Here is a 14,305-nt window from a genome sequence, read left to right as displayed (position 1 = left end):
ATATTCGTCAATGAATATTATTATGAATATTGACTTAACAATATTTCTTGCTATTGATGACGCTGGTATGTTTCGCATATGCGAAATATATTTGAAAACATGTCTTGATGGTTGCCGATCCGTGTGTTCTGCGCATGTCCCATGCGGCACCGGTGCGGCGGCGGCAGATATTCCCCGGAAGCCGTCTTTCCTTCGGGGATTGCCGTATAGGGCCGGGACGTACTACGCTGAAGACCCCCGCCGCCTGTCCGGCACAACCGCCAGCGGCTCAAGCCCACTCATGCTCATGACCAAGCAGACGATGACGGTGATCGGCGATCCCTGCAGTACCGGCCAATGGCTGGAAGAGCGCATCCTGTCGGGCGGCATCGCTCCGGGGGCGCGGATCGTTCTCGACGATATCGCCGAACAGCGGGCGGTGGCCCTGTCGGAGGTGCGGGAAGCGGTGCTGCGGCTGGCCGGCGACGGTCTGGTGGTGGTGGAAAACGGGGTGGTGCGGGCGGCCCCGGTGTCGCTGGCCGACCTGAAGGATCTGACCGCCACCCGCGTGGTGGTGGAAACCGAGGCGCTGCGCCAGTCCATCGCCTGCGGCGGCGATTCATGGCGGCGGCAGATTCACCAGTCGTTCGAGCGGCTGGCGGCGGTGGAGCCGCTGGCCTTCGACAACCCGCGGGATTTCCTGGGCGAATGGGAACAGTGCAACGCCGGCTTCCACGCGGCGCTGGTGTCCGCCTGCCCGTTGCGCCGGCTGATGGACGTCAACCGCCGGCTCTATAAGCAGCACCAGCGCTACCGCCGTCTGGCCCTGCTGGGCGGGCGGGGGCAGCGCGACGTCCACGCCGAGCATCTGGGCCTGTACGAGGCGGCCCTGTCCCGCGATGCCGATGGCGCGGCCCGGCTGCTGGCCCGGCACATCGGCAACACGGTGGATCAGCTTGCCAACGGCATCCGTGACGGAAGCTGGTTCGGAACGCCGACGGGGGGATGAGAACGATCCCTCCCTCTCTCCCCGGGGCGGGAGAGAGCTTGTCGGGCTTTTCGTTCCTTACTCCCGCCCCTTGCGGTAGCGGTAGGCAAGCTGGGCCCGTGACAGGCCCAGCATCCGCGCCGCCTCGGCCAGATTGCCGTCGGCGCGGCTGACCGCGGTTTCGATGATGCGGTTTTCCAGTTCGTCCAGCGGAATTTCCCGCAGCAGGATGGCATCCACCACATGGCCGGGGTCGTCCAGGCCCGCCGCGGACGGTGTGGCCGGGGCGGGCGGGTCGCGTCCGTCCACCAGCGCGCCGCTGGGATCGACCACGCCGAAGAACGGTGCCTCCACCTCGTCGCCGCAGGCGAACAGGTGGCCGATGTCGATGGCGCTGCCGTCGTCGGGGGCCAGGATCACCGCGCGCTCGATCATGTTCTCCAGTTCGCGCACGTTGCCGGGGAATTCGTAATCCACCAGCCGGCGCATGGCGCGGTCGGTGATCCCCTGCACCGCGCGCCCGTGGCGGTCGGTGTATTTCAGCAGGAAGTGCCGCACCAGCGGCGCGATGTCCTCCTTGCGCTCGCGCAACGGCGGGATGCGCACGGGGAACACGTTGAGGCGGAAGAACAGATCCTCGCGGAACGCCCCGCGCTTGATGTCGTCGCGCAGGTTGACGTTGGTGGCGGCGATGACGCGCACGTCCACCCGCCGGGTTTCGGTGCCGCCGACCCGTTCCACCTCCCGCTCCTGCAGCACGCGCAAGAGCTTGCCCTGGGCCGCGAGGTTCAGCGTGCCCACCTCGTCCAGGAAGATGGTGCCGCCGTGGGCGCGCTCGAACCGGCCGGGGCGGGTCTGGGTGGCGCCGGTGTAGGCGCCGCGTTCCACCCCGAACAGTTCCGCCTCGATCAGGTTGTCGGGGATGGCGGCGCAGTTGATGGCGATGAAGGGGCCGCCGGCCCGGTTGCTCATGCCGTGCAGGGAGCGGGCGAACATCTCCTTGCCCACCCCGGTTTCGCCCAGGAACAGCACGGAGGCGTTGGTGCGCGCCACCTTTTCCAGCAGGTGGTACGCGGCCAGGAACCCCGACGACACCCCCACCAGCCCCGGCGGCCGCGGTTCGCCGCCGGTGCCGCGGGCCGGGTCGGTGCCCAGGGTGGACAGCCGCGGGGCCGGCACGCCGCGGATCAGCGTGGCGAGACCATCGCGCTGCAGATAGACCAGATCGCCGTTGGGGTCGTCCCACTCATGCACCGGCTTGCCGATGATGCGGCAGTGCTTGCCGCCGGCCCCGCGGCATTCCACCTCGCGGTACAGGATCGGCTGGCCCATGAAGATGCTGGTGTAGCCCGAGGCGTAGCCGATCTGCATCCAGCACACCGGCTCGGCGCTGACGCCGAAGGCGGCCATGTGGGCATCCACCTCCGCCGAGCTGTGCCAGATGAATTCGCCGTAGTGGCGCCCGGCGGCGATGTCCACCTCCAGCCGCACCGGCTCCACATGCACCATGCCTTCCAGCCCGTGCATCTGCGGGCCGACGTAGAAGGCGCTCATCTCGCTGCCGGGTCGGATCTGGCGCGCCACCTCCGCGTCCTTGCAGCCCGAGGCATAGCCCATGCGGGTGAACAGGCCGCGCGCCGCCTCCGCCCCCAGCGCACCCACCAGTTCGCGGCGCAATTCGACGAGTGCGGCCAGATGCACCATCAGCATCCGGTGGTCGCCCAGCCAGATGCGCCCGTCGCCGGGGCAAAAGCGCAGGCGCGCCGACAGGTCGGCCAGATCGGGCATGCTTGCCCCCGCCTCGTCCACGATGTGGGGGGGGATGAGCGGTGTGGACGGCGGTGCGGGCGCAGACCCGGCGGCACGTCCGCCGCGCTCGGACCGGCTGGTCGGTGAACTCAAGGGGGCGCTTCCTCCAGCGACCTGATCCGCGGCGCCGTTGGTCCGGCGGCCATCCGGTTTTGTCCGTAGCCTACGGGATCGGGGCCGTCCGGCGCAACAACCGAAAGGTTTCGGGCGGCCTTGCGGAAATCATCATTTCGCATTCGCAGCAACGGCGGTGCAGCGTGATGATTTCATCAACGCCGCCCCGGTGCCTCCGGCACGGGTACGCACCGGGCTGTCGGGCCATATCCTTGAAAGAAAACGAAAATCCTCATCCGCATACCATTGGCGGCGGGTTTGGCATGGCGCTTGCGCTTAAGGGGGCGGGATCACCCGCCGGTTTTCACCTTTTGAAAAGGCAACGCCATGCCCACCGCGCTGTCGCCGCCCACGGTCCGCATCACCGGCATCCGCCGCAACCGCTTCGTCGAGTTCGACTATTCGGTGGGGGACCGGGATCTCAGCGTCGAACTCATCATGCCCTTCGCCGCGTTCGACGAATTTTGCCGGCGGGAGAGGGCGGTGATGCTGCCCCCCGAGGGGGAGGCGCCGATGCCGGAACGGCTGGCCGGCCTCTACCGCGCCCCCGAACGCCAGACCTGAAGAACCAAAAAACACCAAGCCAAAAACACCAAGCCAAAAAACACCAAGGAGGAAACGCCGTGACCATCGAGATCAAGACCCTGAAGGTGGAGCCGCGCCGGCAGACCTTCGGCCACATCGCCCGCCGCCTGGGGGCCGACAAGCCGGCGTCGCGGTACGAGGAAGCCACCTTCGACATCCAGGCCACCGGCAATTTCCATTACAAGCCGCTGTGGGGTGCCGACCACTGGCACTACGACCCCCGCCGCACGGCCATCGTGATGGCGGACTGGTACGCGCTGCGCGACCCGCGCCAGTATTATTACGCCAGCTACAACATCGCCCGCGCCGCCCAGTACCAGAACACCGAATCCAATTTCGAGTTCGTGGAAAAGCGCAACCTGCTGGCGCAGGTGGACGCGGACTGGCGCGACACCGTGGCCTTCTACCTGCTGCCGCTGCGGCACATGGAATGGGGGGCTAACAACAACAGCGCCGACATGTGCGACCGCGGCTATGGGGCGGCGGTGACCATCCCCTGCATCTTCGCCGCCGGCGACCATCTGGGCATGGCGCAGATCATCGGGCGCATCGGCCTGCTGCTCGACGGCAACTCGGGCCGGCTCCTGGAACAGGCCAAGACCCGGTGGATGGACGCGCCGGAATGGCAGGGCCTGCGCCGGGTGATGGAAGACAGCATGGTGACCAAGGACTGGTTCGAGCTGTTCGTGGCCCAGCATCTGGTGATGGACGGCGTTCTCTACCCGCTGGTCTACGGCACCTTCGACGTGGCGGGCCAGCGCCGCGGCGCCACCGGGCTGTCGATGCTGACCGAATTCATGGCCGACTGGTTCACCGAGCACAGCCGCTGGGTGGATGCGGTGATCAAGACCGCGGCGGCGGAATCCGACGCCAACCGGGCGCTGCTGTCCGGCTGGTTCGGCCACTGGGCCGCCCGCATGGGCGAAGCCGCCGCCCCGCTGGCCGCCCGTGTTCTGGGGGACGAGGCCGGGGCCGCGGCGGTGGCCGACGCCGTGGCGGCGCTGACGGCGCGGGCCAAGGCCCTTGGTCTGACCGTCTGATTTCATCTTTCATGACACGATGCCTTTCATGTTTCATGTCAGGGGACGTGTCATGTTTCATGTCACACGCGCATCCGCAAAGGAACTCCGCGCCATGTCCCGTGTCGTTTCCATCACCTTGCAGAACACCGACGCCGCCCGCCCGATCATCGACGCCATCACCGCCGACAACCCCGGGCTGGTGGTCAACGCCATGCCCGGCATCGTGAAGATCGACCGCGAAGGTTCCCTCATCATCCGCCGGGAATCGGTGGAAAGCCGCATCGGGCGCACCTGGGATCCGCAGGAACTCCACCTGTGCATCGTCTCCATGGCCGGCAACGTGGACGAGGACGACGATTACTTCGCCCTGGCCTGGGCCCACTGACACCAAAAACAAAACGCCATTTCGGAGAGGAAACGTCATGTCCACCACCACGGCCGCGCCGTTCACCACCAAGGCCAAACTGGGTTTGAAGCAGCGCTACGCCCTGCTGACCCGCGGGCTGGACTGGGAGCCCAGCTACCAGTCGAAATCCGCGCTCTACCCCTACGCGGAGTTCGAGGGGATCAAGATCCACGACTGGTCCAAGTGGGAAGACCCGTTCCGCCTGACCATGGACGCCTATTGGAAGTTCCAGGCGGAGAAGGAGCGCAAGCTCTACGCCGTGCTCGACAGCTTCGCCCAGAACAACGGCCAGCTCGGCCTGTCCAGCCCGCGCTACCTCAACGCCATCAAGCTGTTCCTGACCGGCGTGTCGCCGCTGGAGTATCAGGCGCACCGCGGCTTCGCCCATGTGGGGCGCCACACCCCCGGCGTCGGCCCGCGCATCGCCGCCCAGATGCAGTCGCTGGACGAGCTGCGCCACGTCCAGACCCAGATCCACACGCTGAGCCACTACAACAAGTTCTTCGACGGCTTCAACGAGTTCAGCCACATGCACGACCGCGTGTGGTATCTGTCGGTGCCCAAGTCGTTCTTCGACGACGCCCGCACCGCCGGGCCGTTCGAATACTTCATCGCCATCGGCTTCGCCTTTGAATATGTGCTGACCAACCTGCTGTTCGTGCCCTTCATGTCGGGGGCGGCGTACAACGGCGATCTGGCGACCGTCACCTTCGGTTTCTCGGCCCAGTCGGACGAGAGCCGGCACATGACGCTGGGCATCGAGGTCATCAAGTTCCTGCTGGAACAGGACCCCGACAATCTGCCCATCGTGCAGAAGTGGGTGGACAAGTGGTTCTGGCGCGGGCACCGGGTGCTGGGCCTCGTCGCCATGATGATGGACTACATGCTGCCCAAGAAGATCATGTCGTGGCGGGAGGCGTGGGACATCTATTTCACCGAGGCCGGCGGCGCCCTGTTCGGCGACCTGTCGCGCTATGGCCTGCGGGTGCCGAAATACGCCGACATCGCCACGGCGGAGGCCGAGCACATCAGCCATCAGAACTGGTGCACCTTCTACCAGTACACCCACGCCGCCGCCTTCCACACCTGGCTGCCGAGTGCGGAGGAAATGGACTGGCTGTCGGAGAAGTACCCGAACACCTTCGATAAATACTACCGCCCCCGCTACGAGATGTGGGCGGAGATGGAGAAGGAGGGCAAGCGTTTCTACAACAACGCCTTGCCGCAGCTGTGCACCACCTGCCAGATCCCCATGGTCTACACCGAGCCGGGCGACCCGACGACCATCTCGTTCCGCTCCTCGCATTTCCGCGGCGACACCTATCATTTCTGTTCCGACGGCTGCAAAGACGTCTTCGACGGCGAGCCGGAGAAGTACGCCCAATCCTGGCTGCCGGTGCACCAGATCTTCCAGGGCCAGTGCGGCGGCGCGTCGATGGAGGACGTGCTGAAGTATTACCGGCTCAATCCCGGCGTGGACAACATGGACCAGACGGGATCGCCCGATCAGGTCATGTGGGATGCCTGGATGGCCGCCCGCAGCAAGGTCGGCGGCTGAGCCGCAAGACCCGCCGAACCAAAAGAACGAACCAACAGGAGGAAACGCCATGGCCCTCGTGGCGCTCGACAAGGATTATGCCGACAAGATCGACATCCGTGACCGGGTGGAGAACTTCCACGGCAACATCGTCGTCTATCTGCACTGGGAAGAGCATTTGAGCTTCTGTGCGGCCACCGCCTTCCCGCTGCTGCCCGACATGCCGTTCGGCGCGCTGCTGGGCGACATTCTGCCGACCTATTACGGCATGCACCCCGACTTCGCCGCCATCGACTGGGCGGCGGTGCGGTGGACCGTGGACGGCACGGCGGTCACCCCCGATCCCGAAAAGAGCCTGAAGGACCACGGGGTGGGTCACAAGTCGCTGATCCGTTTCTGGACACCCGGCCTGAACGGCTACCGCGGTTCGTGCAGCTAAAAACAAGGGGAGGTGTTCCGTGACCCACACGCTGACCATCGAACCCACCGGCGACACGGTGGAGGTGGACGAGGGCCAGACCATTCTGGATGCCTGTCTGCGGCAGGGGATCTGGCTTCCCCACGCCTGCGGACACGGGCTGTGCGGCACCTGCAAGGTCGAGGTGGCGGACGGCGAGGTGGACCACGGCGATGCCTCCCCCTTCGCGCTGATGGATTTCGAGCGGGACGGGGGCAAGACGCTGGCCTGCACCGCCACCTTGATGTCCGACGTCACCATCGAAGCCGAACTGGACGACGATCCCGACGCCCGGCGCATCCCGGTGCGCGACTTTGCCGGCACCGTGGTGCGGCTGGATGACCTGACCCACGATGTGAAGGGGGTGTTCATCCAACTGGACGGCCCCGGCATCGAATTCCAGGCCGGGCAGTACGTCAACCTGACGGTGCCCGGCGTGGACGGGCCGCGGGCCTTCTCGCTGGCCAACCCGCCGTCGCAGCCGGGGCTGGTCGAGCTGCACGTGCGGCTGGTGCCGGGCGGGCGGGCCACCGGCTACATCCACCACGATCTCGCGGTGGGCGACCGGCTGCGGCTGTCCGGCCCCTATGGCCGCTTCCTGGTGCGCAAATCGGCGGAGGCGCCGATGATCTTCCTGGCCGGCGGCACCGGGCTGTCCAGCCCGAAATCCATGATCCTCGACCTGCTGGAAGAGGGGTGCCCCCACGAGATGCTGCTGATCCACGGGGTGCGCACCGCCCGCGACCTCTACGACCGGGATCTCTTCACGGATCTGGCGGCCCGCCATCCCACCCTGACCTATGTGCCGGTGCTGTCGGAGCCCGGCGCCGGGGACGGGTGGGACGGGGAAACCGGCTTCGTCCACGAGGCGCTGGCCCGCCGCTACGGCGGCGTGTTCGCGGGGCGCAAGGCGTACCTGTGCGGTCCGCCGCCCATGGTGGAAGCCTGCATCCGCACGCTGATGCAGGGCCGGCTGTTCGAACGCGACATCCACACCGAGCGTTTCCTGACCGCCGGCGATGCCGACGCGGCCAAGGTGAAAAGCCCGGTCTTTCGGAGGCTGTGAGCCATGGAAAACACCTTCGCCATCCATCTGGAGGGCCGGGACACCCCCTTTCCCTGCCGCGGCGGCGAGACGGTGCTGGAAGCGCTGGACCGTGCGTGGGGGCCGGGGGGGCGGGCGATGATCGGCGCCAAGCGCATTCCCACCGGCTGCCGCCGCGGCGGCTGCGGCGTGTGCCGGGTGCAGGTACTGGCCGGGCGCTACCGCACCGGCCCCACCGGGCGCAACCACGTCAGTGTGGAGGAGGAGGGGGAGGGCTACGCGCTCGCCTGCCGCCTGACCCCCGAAAGCGACCTGACCGTGCGCCCGGCGCTGAAGGTGCCGGTGCGTGCCGAAATCCCCCCTTACACCCTCTCCCCACCGGGGAGGGGGCCGGGGTGAGGGCCGGTTTTCACAGCGATAGCCCGAAAGCCGAGCCGTCAGGCTCGTGATACTCACACATCGTCCAATGCACTGACAGACCATAAACTTTTCATCGTCATCCCAGCGAAGGCTGGGATCCAGAAGGTGTTTCCAAGGGAGAAACCTTGGGGACTCATGTCGCCGCTGATCGCGGCTCTGTGCCTGGATTCCCGCCTTCGCGGGAATGACGATGGAAAAAGCTGTTTTGCATCGGTGGGTTAGAGATGTGTGCATCCGGCAGCCCCAACGGGGAGAGGGGGCGCCCCATAAAACGATAAAAACAAAAAAAACGATATTATAGTTGACAGAGGAGGCCCCCAGGGGTTCTCCTGCATCCGCCGGGAAGCGGTGACACCACGCCAACCGCCGGACACCAGGGCTTCCCGGCCCATCACCAAAACAAGCGACCAACGCAAACCGGAGGAAACGACAATGGCAATGACGGGTGTGTTGCGCCCTGGTCTGGCGCAGATCCGTGTTCTGGATATCGACGCGGCGGTGAAGCACTATGTCGAACACGTCGGGCTGATGAAGGTCGGGACGTGCGGCGACGGCCGCGTGATGCTGAAGGGCCGCGACGAGTTCGATCACCACTCGCTGGTGCTGCGCCCGTCCGATCAGGCGGGCTTCGACCTCTTCGCCTTCAAGGTCGAGAGCGACGAGGCGCTCAGCGCCTTTGAAAAGCGCCTGACCGCCTATGGGGTCGAGGTGACGCCGGTTGCCGCCGGGGAACAGCCGGGGTTCGGGCGCCGCATCGCCTTCACCCTGCCGTCGGGCCACCGCATCGACCTCTACGCCGAGGTGGCGCGGGCCGACGAGATCCCCGATGTGGAGAACCCCTACATCTGGAAGAGCGTGCCCCATGGCATGGGCGCCATCCGCATGGACCACATCCTGCTGTACGGCCCCGACATCGACAAGAATCTGGACATCTTCGAAAATTGCCTGGATTTCAAGCTGGCGGAAAAGGTCGATGACCCCGAGGGCAACGTCTTCGCCATCTGGCTGACCTGCTCCAACAAGGCGCACGACATCGCCTTCGTCCGCCACCCCGAGCCGGGCAAGCTGCACCACGTCGCCTTCTTCATCGAAGACTGGAACGCCATCGGCCACGCCGCCGACGTGATGGTGCGCGAGGACATCGCCATCGACCTGGGCCCCACCCGCCACGGCATCACCCGCGGCCAGACCATCTATTTCTTCGACCCCTCGGGCAACCGGAACGAGGTGTTCGCCGGCGGCTACACCTTCTACCCCGACGATCCGGTGCGCACCTGGAGCTTCGATCAGGTGGGCCGCGGCATCTTCTATTACGAGCGCGCGCTGAACGAACGCTTCCTGGGTGTGGTGACCTGATACCGCCCTCCTCCGCGCGTCTCCATAAAAAAAGACATCAGGGAGAATTCCCATGGCATCGACTGTGCAGAGCGTCCGCGGGCTTGCCGCCGCCGCCGCCGCCGCTCTGCTGCTGACGCTGGCCGCCCCGGCGGCCAACGCCACCGAAGGGGCATCGCAGTATCCCGACGGCGCCGAAGGCTTCATGGCCGGCGCCGTGCCGCCGCCGGGCTTCTATTTCCTCAACTACCTGACCCATTATTCGGCGGACCGGCTGAACGACAATTCCGGCGACAAGGTGCCGGTGCATTTCCGCCTGAACGCCACCGCCGAGGTCGGGCGTCTGGTGTGGACCAGCCCGTATCAGGTGCTGGGGGCCTATTGGGGCATGCACATGCTGGTGCCCCTGGTCCATCTGGATTACGAGGTGGGCAACATCTCCCACCGCCGGTTCGGGCTGGGCGACATCACCCTCAACCCCGTCATCCTGTCGTGGCACGGCAAGAACCACCACATCGCCACCGGCATCGACGTGATCCTGCCGACCGGCGAGTACGACAAGAGCCGTCCCCTCAACATCGGCGCCAATTACTGGGGCATCGAACCGCTGGTGGCCGGCACCTACATCACCGACGGCGGGTTCGAGGTGTCGGCCAAGCTGATGTATACCTTCAACACCAAGAACAACGACACCGACTACCGCTCGGGCCAGGCCTTCCACATGGATTACACCGTGGCCCAGCACATCGGCGACTGGTCGGTGGGCGTGTCGGGCTATTGGTTCAACCAGACCACCGACGACGAACGCGCCGGTGTGAAGGTGGACAACCGGGGCCGTGCCTTCGCCGCCGGCCCGGCGGTGAAGTACGATTTCAACGGCATGTCGCTGATCGCCAAGTACCAGCATGAATTCGTCGCCGAAAACCGCCCCCAGGGCGGCAAGGCGTGGGTCAAGTTCATCATGCCCTTCTGACGCCGGTCCGGTGCCGCCGTCCGGTGAGGGCGGCGGCACCCGGTCCCGTTTTTCAAACGCGCGGGGAACCCGTCATGAGCGAAACCGCCAATCCCGAAATCGGGCGGTCCGTCCCTGTGGCCGGACGCGCCACCAATTACCTGGAGGCCGGGGCGGGGGCGCCCGTCCTGCTGCTGCACGGGTCCGGCCCCGGCGTCACCGCGTACGCCAACTGGCGGCTGACGCTGCCGGCGCTGGCCGTGCATTTCCGCGCCATTGCGCCCGACGCCGCCGGTTTCGGCTACACCCAACGCCTGCCGGGGGATGCCTATGGTCTGGATCTGTGGGTGGACCACATCGCGGGTTTTCTCGACGCGCTCGGCATCGGGCGCACCCATGTGATCGGCAATTCCTTCGGGGGTGCGCTGGCGGTGGCGCTGGCCGACCGTCACCCGGACCGGGTGGACCGGCTGGTGCTGATGGGATCGGCGGCGGTGGACTTCCCCATGACGCCCGGCTTGGACGCCGTGTGGGGGTACGAGCCGTCGGAGGAGAACATGGCGGCGATCATGGACTGGTTCGCCCACGACCGCACGCTGATCACGCCCGAGATCGTGCGCTCGCGCTATCAGGCCAGCATCCGCCCCGGCTACCACGAATCCTACGCCGCCATGTTCCCGGCCCCGCGCCAGCGGCACCTGAACGCGCTGCTGACCCCGCCGGAGCGGATTGCACGGCTTCCGCACCGGGCGCTGATCGTCCATGGCCGCGACGACCGCGTGATCCCGCTGGAGGCGAGTGTTCGTCTGCACCACCTGCTGGCGGCGTCGGACCTGCACGTGTTCGGCAACTGCGGCCACTGGACGCAGATCGAAAAGACCGGGGCGTTCAACCGTCTGGTTACGGATTTCCTGCTGGATCAAGGGGATGGGGCATGAGCGGGCTGGGGGAAGCGGGCGCCGTCATCGGTGCCGAGGCCGCCCACGCCGCCTGCGCCGCGGCGGTGGCCAAGGCGCGGGAACTGGGCGTGCGGATCAACGTGGCGGTGGTGGACGCGGGCGGCAACCTCGCGGCCTTCCTGCGGATGCCGGGGGCGTTCCTGCATTCCATCGGGATTGCCACCGACAAGGCCTACACCGCCGCCAGCTTCGGCTTTCCCACCGGGCAATGGGCGGCGGCGCTGGCGGGCAACGAGCCGCTGCGCCAGGGGCTGATGCAGGTGCCGCGGCTGACCATGATCGGCGGCGGCTTCCCCGTGAGCGAGAACGGCGTGCGGCTGGGCGGCGTGGGCGTGTCGGGGGCCAGCGAAGAACAGGACATCCTCTGCGCCCGCGCGGCCCTGGCCGCCCTGGGGCTGGACACATTCGGGTTGGATAAGGAAGAACAGCCATGAAGGACGTGCTGAATTTCATCGATGGCCGGTACGTGTCCGGCACGTCGGGAAAGACGTTCGCCAACCGCTCGCCGGTCACCGGTGACGTGATCTCCCTCGTGCACGAGGCCGGCAAGGCCGAGGTGGACGCGGCGGTCCGGGCCGCGCGCGCAGCACTGGACGGCCCGTGGGGGTCGATGCCGCTGCCCGAGCGCGCGGCCCTGCTGCACCGGGTGGCCGACGAGATCAACCGGCGCTTCGACGATTTCCTGGATGCCGAGGTCGCCGACACCGGCAAGCCCGTGTCGCTGGCCAGCCACATCGACATCCCCCGCGGGGCGGCGAATTTCAAGATCTTCGCCGACATGATCAAGAACGTCCCCACCGAGGCGTTCGAGATGACCGACCCCAGCGACGGCGGCAGGGTGCTGAACTACGGCGTGCGCGTGCCCAAGGGGGTGATCGCGGTGGTGTCGCCGTGGAACCTGCCGCTCTTGCTGATGACGTGGAAGGTCGGGCCGGCGCTGGCCTGCGGCAACACCGTGGTGGTGAAGCCGTCGGAGGAAACCCCGACCACCGCCGCCCTGCTGGGCGAGGTGATGAACGCCTGCGGCGTGCCGCCCGGCGTCTACAACGTGGTCCACGGTTTCGGCCCCGACAGCGCCGGCGAATTCCTCACCCGCCATCCGGGCGTTGACGGTATCACCTTTACGGGTGAGACGTCCACCGGCACCGCCATCATGAAGGCGGCGGCCGACGGCGTGCGCGCGGTGTCGTTCGAGATGGGCGGCAAGAACGCCGGCATCGTCTTCGCCGACGCCGATTTCGACAAGGCGGTGGCCGGCATCGCCCGCGCGGCCTTCGTCAATTGCGGTCAGGTGTGCCTGGGCACCGAGCGGGTCTATGTGGAACGCCCGATCTTCGACAAATTCGTGGCGGCCCTGAAGGCCAAGGCCGAAGCGCTGAAGATCGGTGCCCCGAGCGATCCCGACACCGGCCTCGGCCCGCTGATCAGCCACACCCACCGGGACAAGGTGCTCTCCTACTACCGCAAGGCGGTGGAGGAGGGGGCGACGGTGGTGACCGGCGGCGGCGTGCCCGACATGCCCGAAGCCCTGGCCGGCGGGGCGTGGATCCAGCCGACCATCTGGACCGGCCTGTCCGACGATGCCGCGGTGGTGCGCGAAGAGATCTTCGGCCCCTGCTGCCACATCCGCCCCTTCGATACCGAGGAGGAGGCGATCCGGCTGGCCAACGACACCGACTATGGCCTTGCCACCACCGTGTGGACCCAGAACCTGAGCCGCGCGCACCGGGTGGCGGGCAAGATCGACGTGGGCATCGCCTGGGTCAATTCCTGGTTCCTGCGCGACCTGCGCACCGCCTTCGGCGGCGCCAAGCAGTCGGGCATCGGGCGCGAGGGCGGGGTGCATTCCCTGGAATTCTACACCGAACTGCGCAACGTCTGCGTCAAGCTGTGAGGAACGGCCCGATGTCTCTTCAAAACGCAATCCAGCAGGCCGCCGACGCGCTGTGGGCCGCCCACACCGGCGGGCAACCCTGCGGCCCCGTGCGTGATTTGCTGGCCGAGGGCGGGGTGGACGCCGCCTATGCCGCCCAGTCCATCAACACCGAGCGCCGGCTGGCCGCCGGGGGCCGGCTGGTCGGGCGCAAGATCGGCCTGACCAGCGTGGCGGTGCAGAAGCAGTTGGGCGTCGATCAGCCCGATTACGGCATGCTGTTCGCCGACATGGCGATGCCCGACGCCCTCGATATCCCCATCACCAAACTGATCCAGCCCAAGGCGGAAGCGGAAATCGCCTTCGTCCTGGGCCGCGATCTGGATGACGAACAGCTCACCGCCGCCGACGTGATCCGCGCCATCGACTTCGCCGTGCCGGCGCTGGAGATCGTGGATTCGCGGGTGGCCGGCTGGGACATCCGCATCCTCGACACCGTGGCCGACAACGCCTCCAGCGGCCTCTACGTGCTGGGCAACGAGCCGCGGCTGCTGAAGGATCTCAACCTGCGCGATTGCGGCATGGTGCTGGAATGCCGGGGCGAGCCGGTGTCCACCGGGGCCGGGGCCGCGTGCCTGGGCCACCCCGTCAACGCGACGCTGTGGCTGGCGAAGGTGATGGCCCGCGTGGGCCGCCCGCTCAAGGCCGGCGACACCGTGCTGTCGGGGGCGCTGGGGCCGATGGTGCCGGTGAAGCCCGGCGACGTGTTCGAAGCGCGGGTGGAGGGCCTCGGCTCGGTCCGCGCCGCCTTTTCAAAGGAATGA

At 67.0% G+C, this 14,305-nt stretch carries 15 protein-coding genes; 14 read left to right on the top strand and 1 reads right to left on the bottom strand.

Annotated elements, in window-relative coordinates; translation table 11 throughout:
- Positions 1 to 280 precede the first annotated feature (280 nt).
- On the top strand, positions 281 to 988 hold the full coding sequence (locus tag M2352_RS23105; protein WP_264666884.1) for a GntR family transcriptional regulator: 708 nt from the start codon (positions 281 to 283) through the stop codon (positions 986 to 988).
- A gap of 57 nt (positions 989 to 1,045) precedes the next feature.
- Here M2352_RS23105 and M2352_RS23100 read toward each other — a convergent pair whose 3' ends face one another.
- A complete protein-coding gene (locus tag M2352_RS23100; protein ID WP_264666883.1) occupies positions 1,046 to 2,869 on the bottom strand; it encodes a sigma-54-dependent Fis family transcriptional regulator in 1,824 nt (607 codons plus the stop codon).
- A gap of 348 nt (positions 2,870 to 3,217) precedes the next feature.
- Between M2352_RS23100 and M2352_RS23095 the strand changes: the two genes are divergently transcribed.
- The 13 genes from M2352_RS23095 (at position 3,218) to M2352_RS23035 (ending at position 14,305) form a co-directional block, all read left to right on the top strand.
- Positions 3,218 to 3,454 (top strand): phenol hydroxylase subunit, encoded by a 237-nt coding sequence (locus M2352_RS23095; protein ID WP_264666882.1) that lies wholly within the window; start codon positions 3,218 to 3,220, stop codon positions 3,452 to 3,454.
- A 59-nt stretch (positions 3,455 to 3,513) separates the two neighbouring features.
- Positions 3,514 to 4,515 carry an aromatic/alkene monooxygenase hydroxylase subunit beta gene (locus tag M2352_RS23090; protein ID WP_264666881.1) on the top strand — a complete coding sequence of 334 codons (1,002 nt, stop codon included), beginning with the start codon at positions 3,514 to 3,516 and terminating at the stop codon, positions 4,513 to 4,515.
- Between the two features lie 94 nt (positions 4,516 to 4,609).
- Positions 4,610 to 4,882, top strand: coding sequence for an MmoB/DmpM family protein (locus M2352_RS23085; RefSeq protein WP_264666880.1), 273 nt, complete (start codon positions 4,610 to 4,612; stop codon positions 4,880 to 4,882).
- 37 nt (positions 4,883 to 4,919) lie between these two features.
- On the top strand, positions 4,920 to 6,461 hold the full coding sequence (locus M2352_RS23080) for an aromatic/alkene/methane monooxygenase hydroxylase/oxygenase subunit alpha (protein ID WP_264666879.1): 1,542 nt from the start codon (positions 4,920 to 4,922) through the stop codon (positions 6,459 to 6,461).
- A gap of 49 nt (positions 6,462 to 6,510) precedes the next feature.
- Positions 6,511 to 6,879, top strand: a complete 369-nt coding sequence (locus tag M2352_RS23075) for a phenol hydroxylase subunit P4 (protein ID WP_264666878.1) — start codon at positions 6,511 to 6,513, stop codon at positions 6,877 to 6,879.
- A 19-nt stretch (positions 6,880 to 6,898) separates the two neighbouring features.
- Positions 6,899 to 7,963, top strand: a complete 1,065-nt coding sequence (locus M2352_RS23070) for an NADH:ubiquinone reductase (Na(+)-transporting) subunit F (RefSeq protein ID WP_264666877.1) — start codon at positions 6,899 to 6,901, stop codon at positions 7,961 to 7,963.
- 3 nt (positions 7,964 to 7,966) lie between these two features.
- Complete coding sequence (locus M2352_RS23065) at positions 7,967 to 8,341, top strand: 2Fe-2S iron-sulfur cluster binding domain-containing protein (protein ID WP_264666876.1); 375 nt, start codon at positions 7,967 to 7,969, stop codon at positions 8,339 to 8,341.
- Positions 8,342 to 8,794: 453 nt separating this feature from the next.
- Positions 8,795 to 9,718 carry a catechol 2,3-dioxygenase gene (locus M2352_RS23060; protein WP_264666875.1) on the top strand — a complete coding sequence of 308 codons (924 nt, stop codon included), beginning with the start codon at positions 8,795 to 8,797 and terminating at the stop codon, positions 9,716 to 9,718.
- Between the two features lie 52 nt (positions 9,719 to 9,770).
- Positions 9,771 to 10,670: a SphA family protein gene (locus M2352_RS23055; protein WP_264666874.1), complete on the top strand. Its 900-nt coding sequence runs from the start codon at positions 9,771 to 9,773 to the stop codon at positions 10,668 to 10,670.
- 74 nt (positions 10,671 to 10,744) lie between these two features.
- Positions 10,745 to 11,587 carry an alpha/beta fold hydrolase gene (locus tag M2352_RS23050; protein ID WP_264666873.1) on the top strand — a complete coding sequence of 281 codons (843 nt, stop codon included), beginning with the start codon at positions 10,745 to 10,747 and terminating at the stop codon, positions 11,585 to 11,587.
- Positions 11,584 to 12,042 carry a GlcG/HbpS family heme-binding protein gene (locus tag M2352_RS23045; RefSeq protein WP_264666872.1) on the top strand — a complete coding sequence of 153 codons (459 nt, stop codon included), beginning with the start codon at positions 11,584 to 11,586 and terminating at the stop codon, positions 12,040 to 12,042. Before M2352_RS23050 ends, M2352_RS23045 begins: the two co-directional genes overlap by 4 nt.
- Positions 12,039 to 13,502 (top strand): 2-hydroxymuconic semialdehyde dehydrogenase, encoded by a 1,464-nt coding sequence (locus tag M2352_RS23040; RefSeq protein WP_264666871.1) that lies wholly within the window; start codon positions 12,039 to 12,041, stop codon positions 13,500 to 13,502. The genes M2352_RS23045 and M2352_RS23040 overlap by 4 nt, the downstream gene beginning before the upstream one ends.
- A gap of 11 nt (positions 13,503 to 13,513) precedes the next feature.
- A complete protein-coding gene (locus M2352_RS23035; protein ID WP_264666870.1) occupies positions 13,514 to 14,305 on the top strand; it encodes a 2-keto-4-pentenoate hydratase in 792 nt (263 codons plus the stop codon).

It is taken from the genome of Azospirillum fermentarium (assembly GCF_025961205.1).
Classification (GTDB): domain Bacteria; phylum Pseudomonadota; class Alphaproteobacteria; order Azospirillales; family Azospirillaceae; genus Azospirillum; species Azospirillum fermentarium.
Note: the sequence above shows the minus strand (reverse complement) of the source record. Positions and strands in the feature narration are given on the sequence as shown.

What these genes read in the sequence shown, in the direction of transcription:
- M2352_RS23095 (WP_264666882.1), top strand. Translation starts at nt 3,218, where the DNA reads ATGCCCACCGCGCTGTCGCCGCCCACGGTCCGCATCACCGGCATCCGC.
- M2352_RS23050 (WP_264666873.1), top strand. Translation starts at nt 10,745, where the DNA reads ATGAGCGAAACCGCCAATCCCGAAATCGGGCGGTCCGTCCCTGTGGCC.
- M2352_RS23080 (WP_264666879.1), top strand. Translation starts at nt 4,920, where the DNA reads ATGTCCACCACCACGGCCGCGCCGTTCACCACCAAGGCCAAACTGGGT.
- M2352_RS23055 (WP_264666874.1), top strand. Translation starts at nt 9,771, where the DNA reads ATGGCATCGACTGTGCAGAGCGTCCGCGGGCTTGCCGCCGCCGCCGCC.
- M2352_RS23065 (WP_264666876.1), top strand. Translation starts at nt 7,967, where the DNA reads ATGGAAAACACCTTCGCCATCCATCTGGAGGGCCGGGACACCCCCTTT.
- M2352_RS23105 (WP_264666884.1), top strand. Translation starts at nt 281, where the DNA reads ATGCTCATGACCAAGCAGACGATGACGGTGATCGGCGATCCCTGCAGT.
- M2352_RS23035 (WP_264666870.1), top strand. Translation starts at nt 13,514, where the DNA reads ATGTCTCTTCAAAACGCAATCCAGCAGGCCGCCGACGCGCTGTGGGCC.
- M2352_RS23060 (WP_264666875.1), top strand. Translation starts at nt 8,795, where the DNA reads ATGGCAATGACGGGTGTGTTGCGCCCTGGTCTGGCGCAGATCCGTGTT.
- M2352_RS23045 (WP_264666872.1), top strand. Translation starts at nt 11,584, where the DNA reads ATGAGCGGGCTGGGGGAAGCGGGCGCCGTCATCGGTGCCGAGGCCGCC.
- M2352_RS23040 (WP_264666871.1), top strand. Translation starts at nt 12,039, where the DNA reads ATGAAGGACGTGCTGAATTTCATCGATGGCCGGTACGTGTCCGGCACG.
- M2352_RS23085 (WP_264666880.1), top strand. Translation starts at nt 4,610, where the DNA reads ATGTCCCGTGTCGTTTCCATCACCTTGCAGAACACCGACGCCGCCCGC.
- M2352_RS23075 (WP_264666878.1), top strand. Translation starts at nt 6,511, where the DNA reads ATGGCCCTCGTGGCGCTCGACAAGGATTATGCCGACAAGATCGACATC.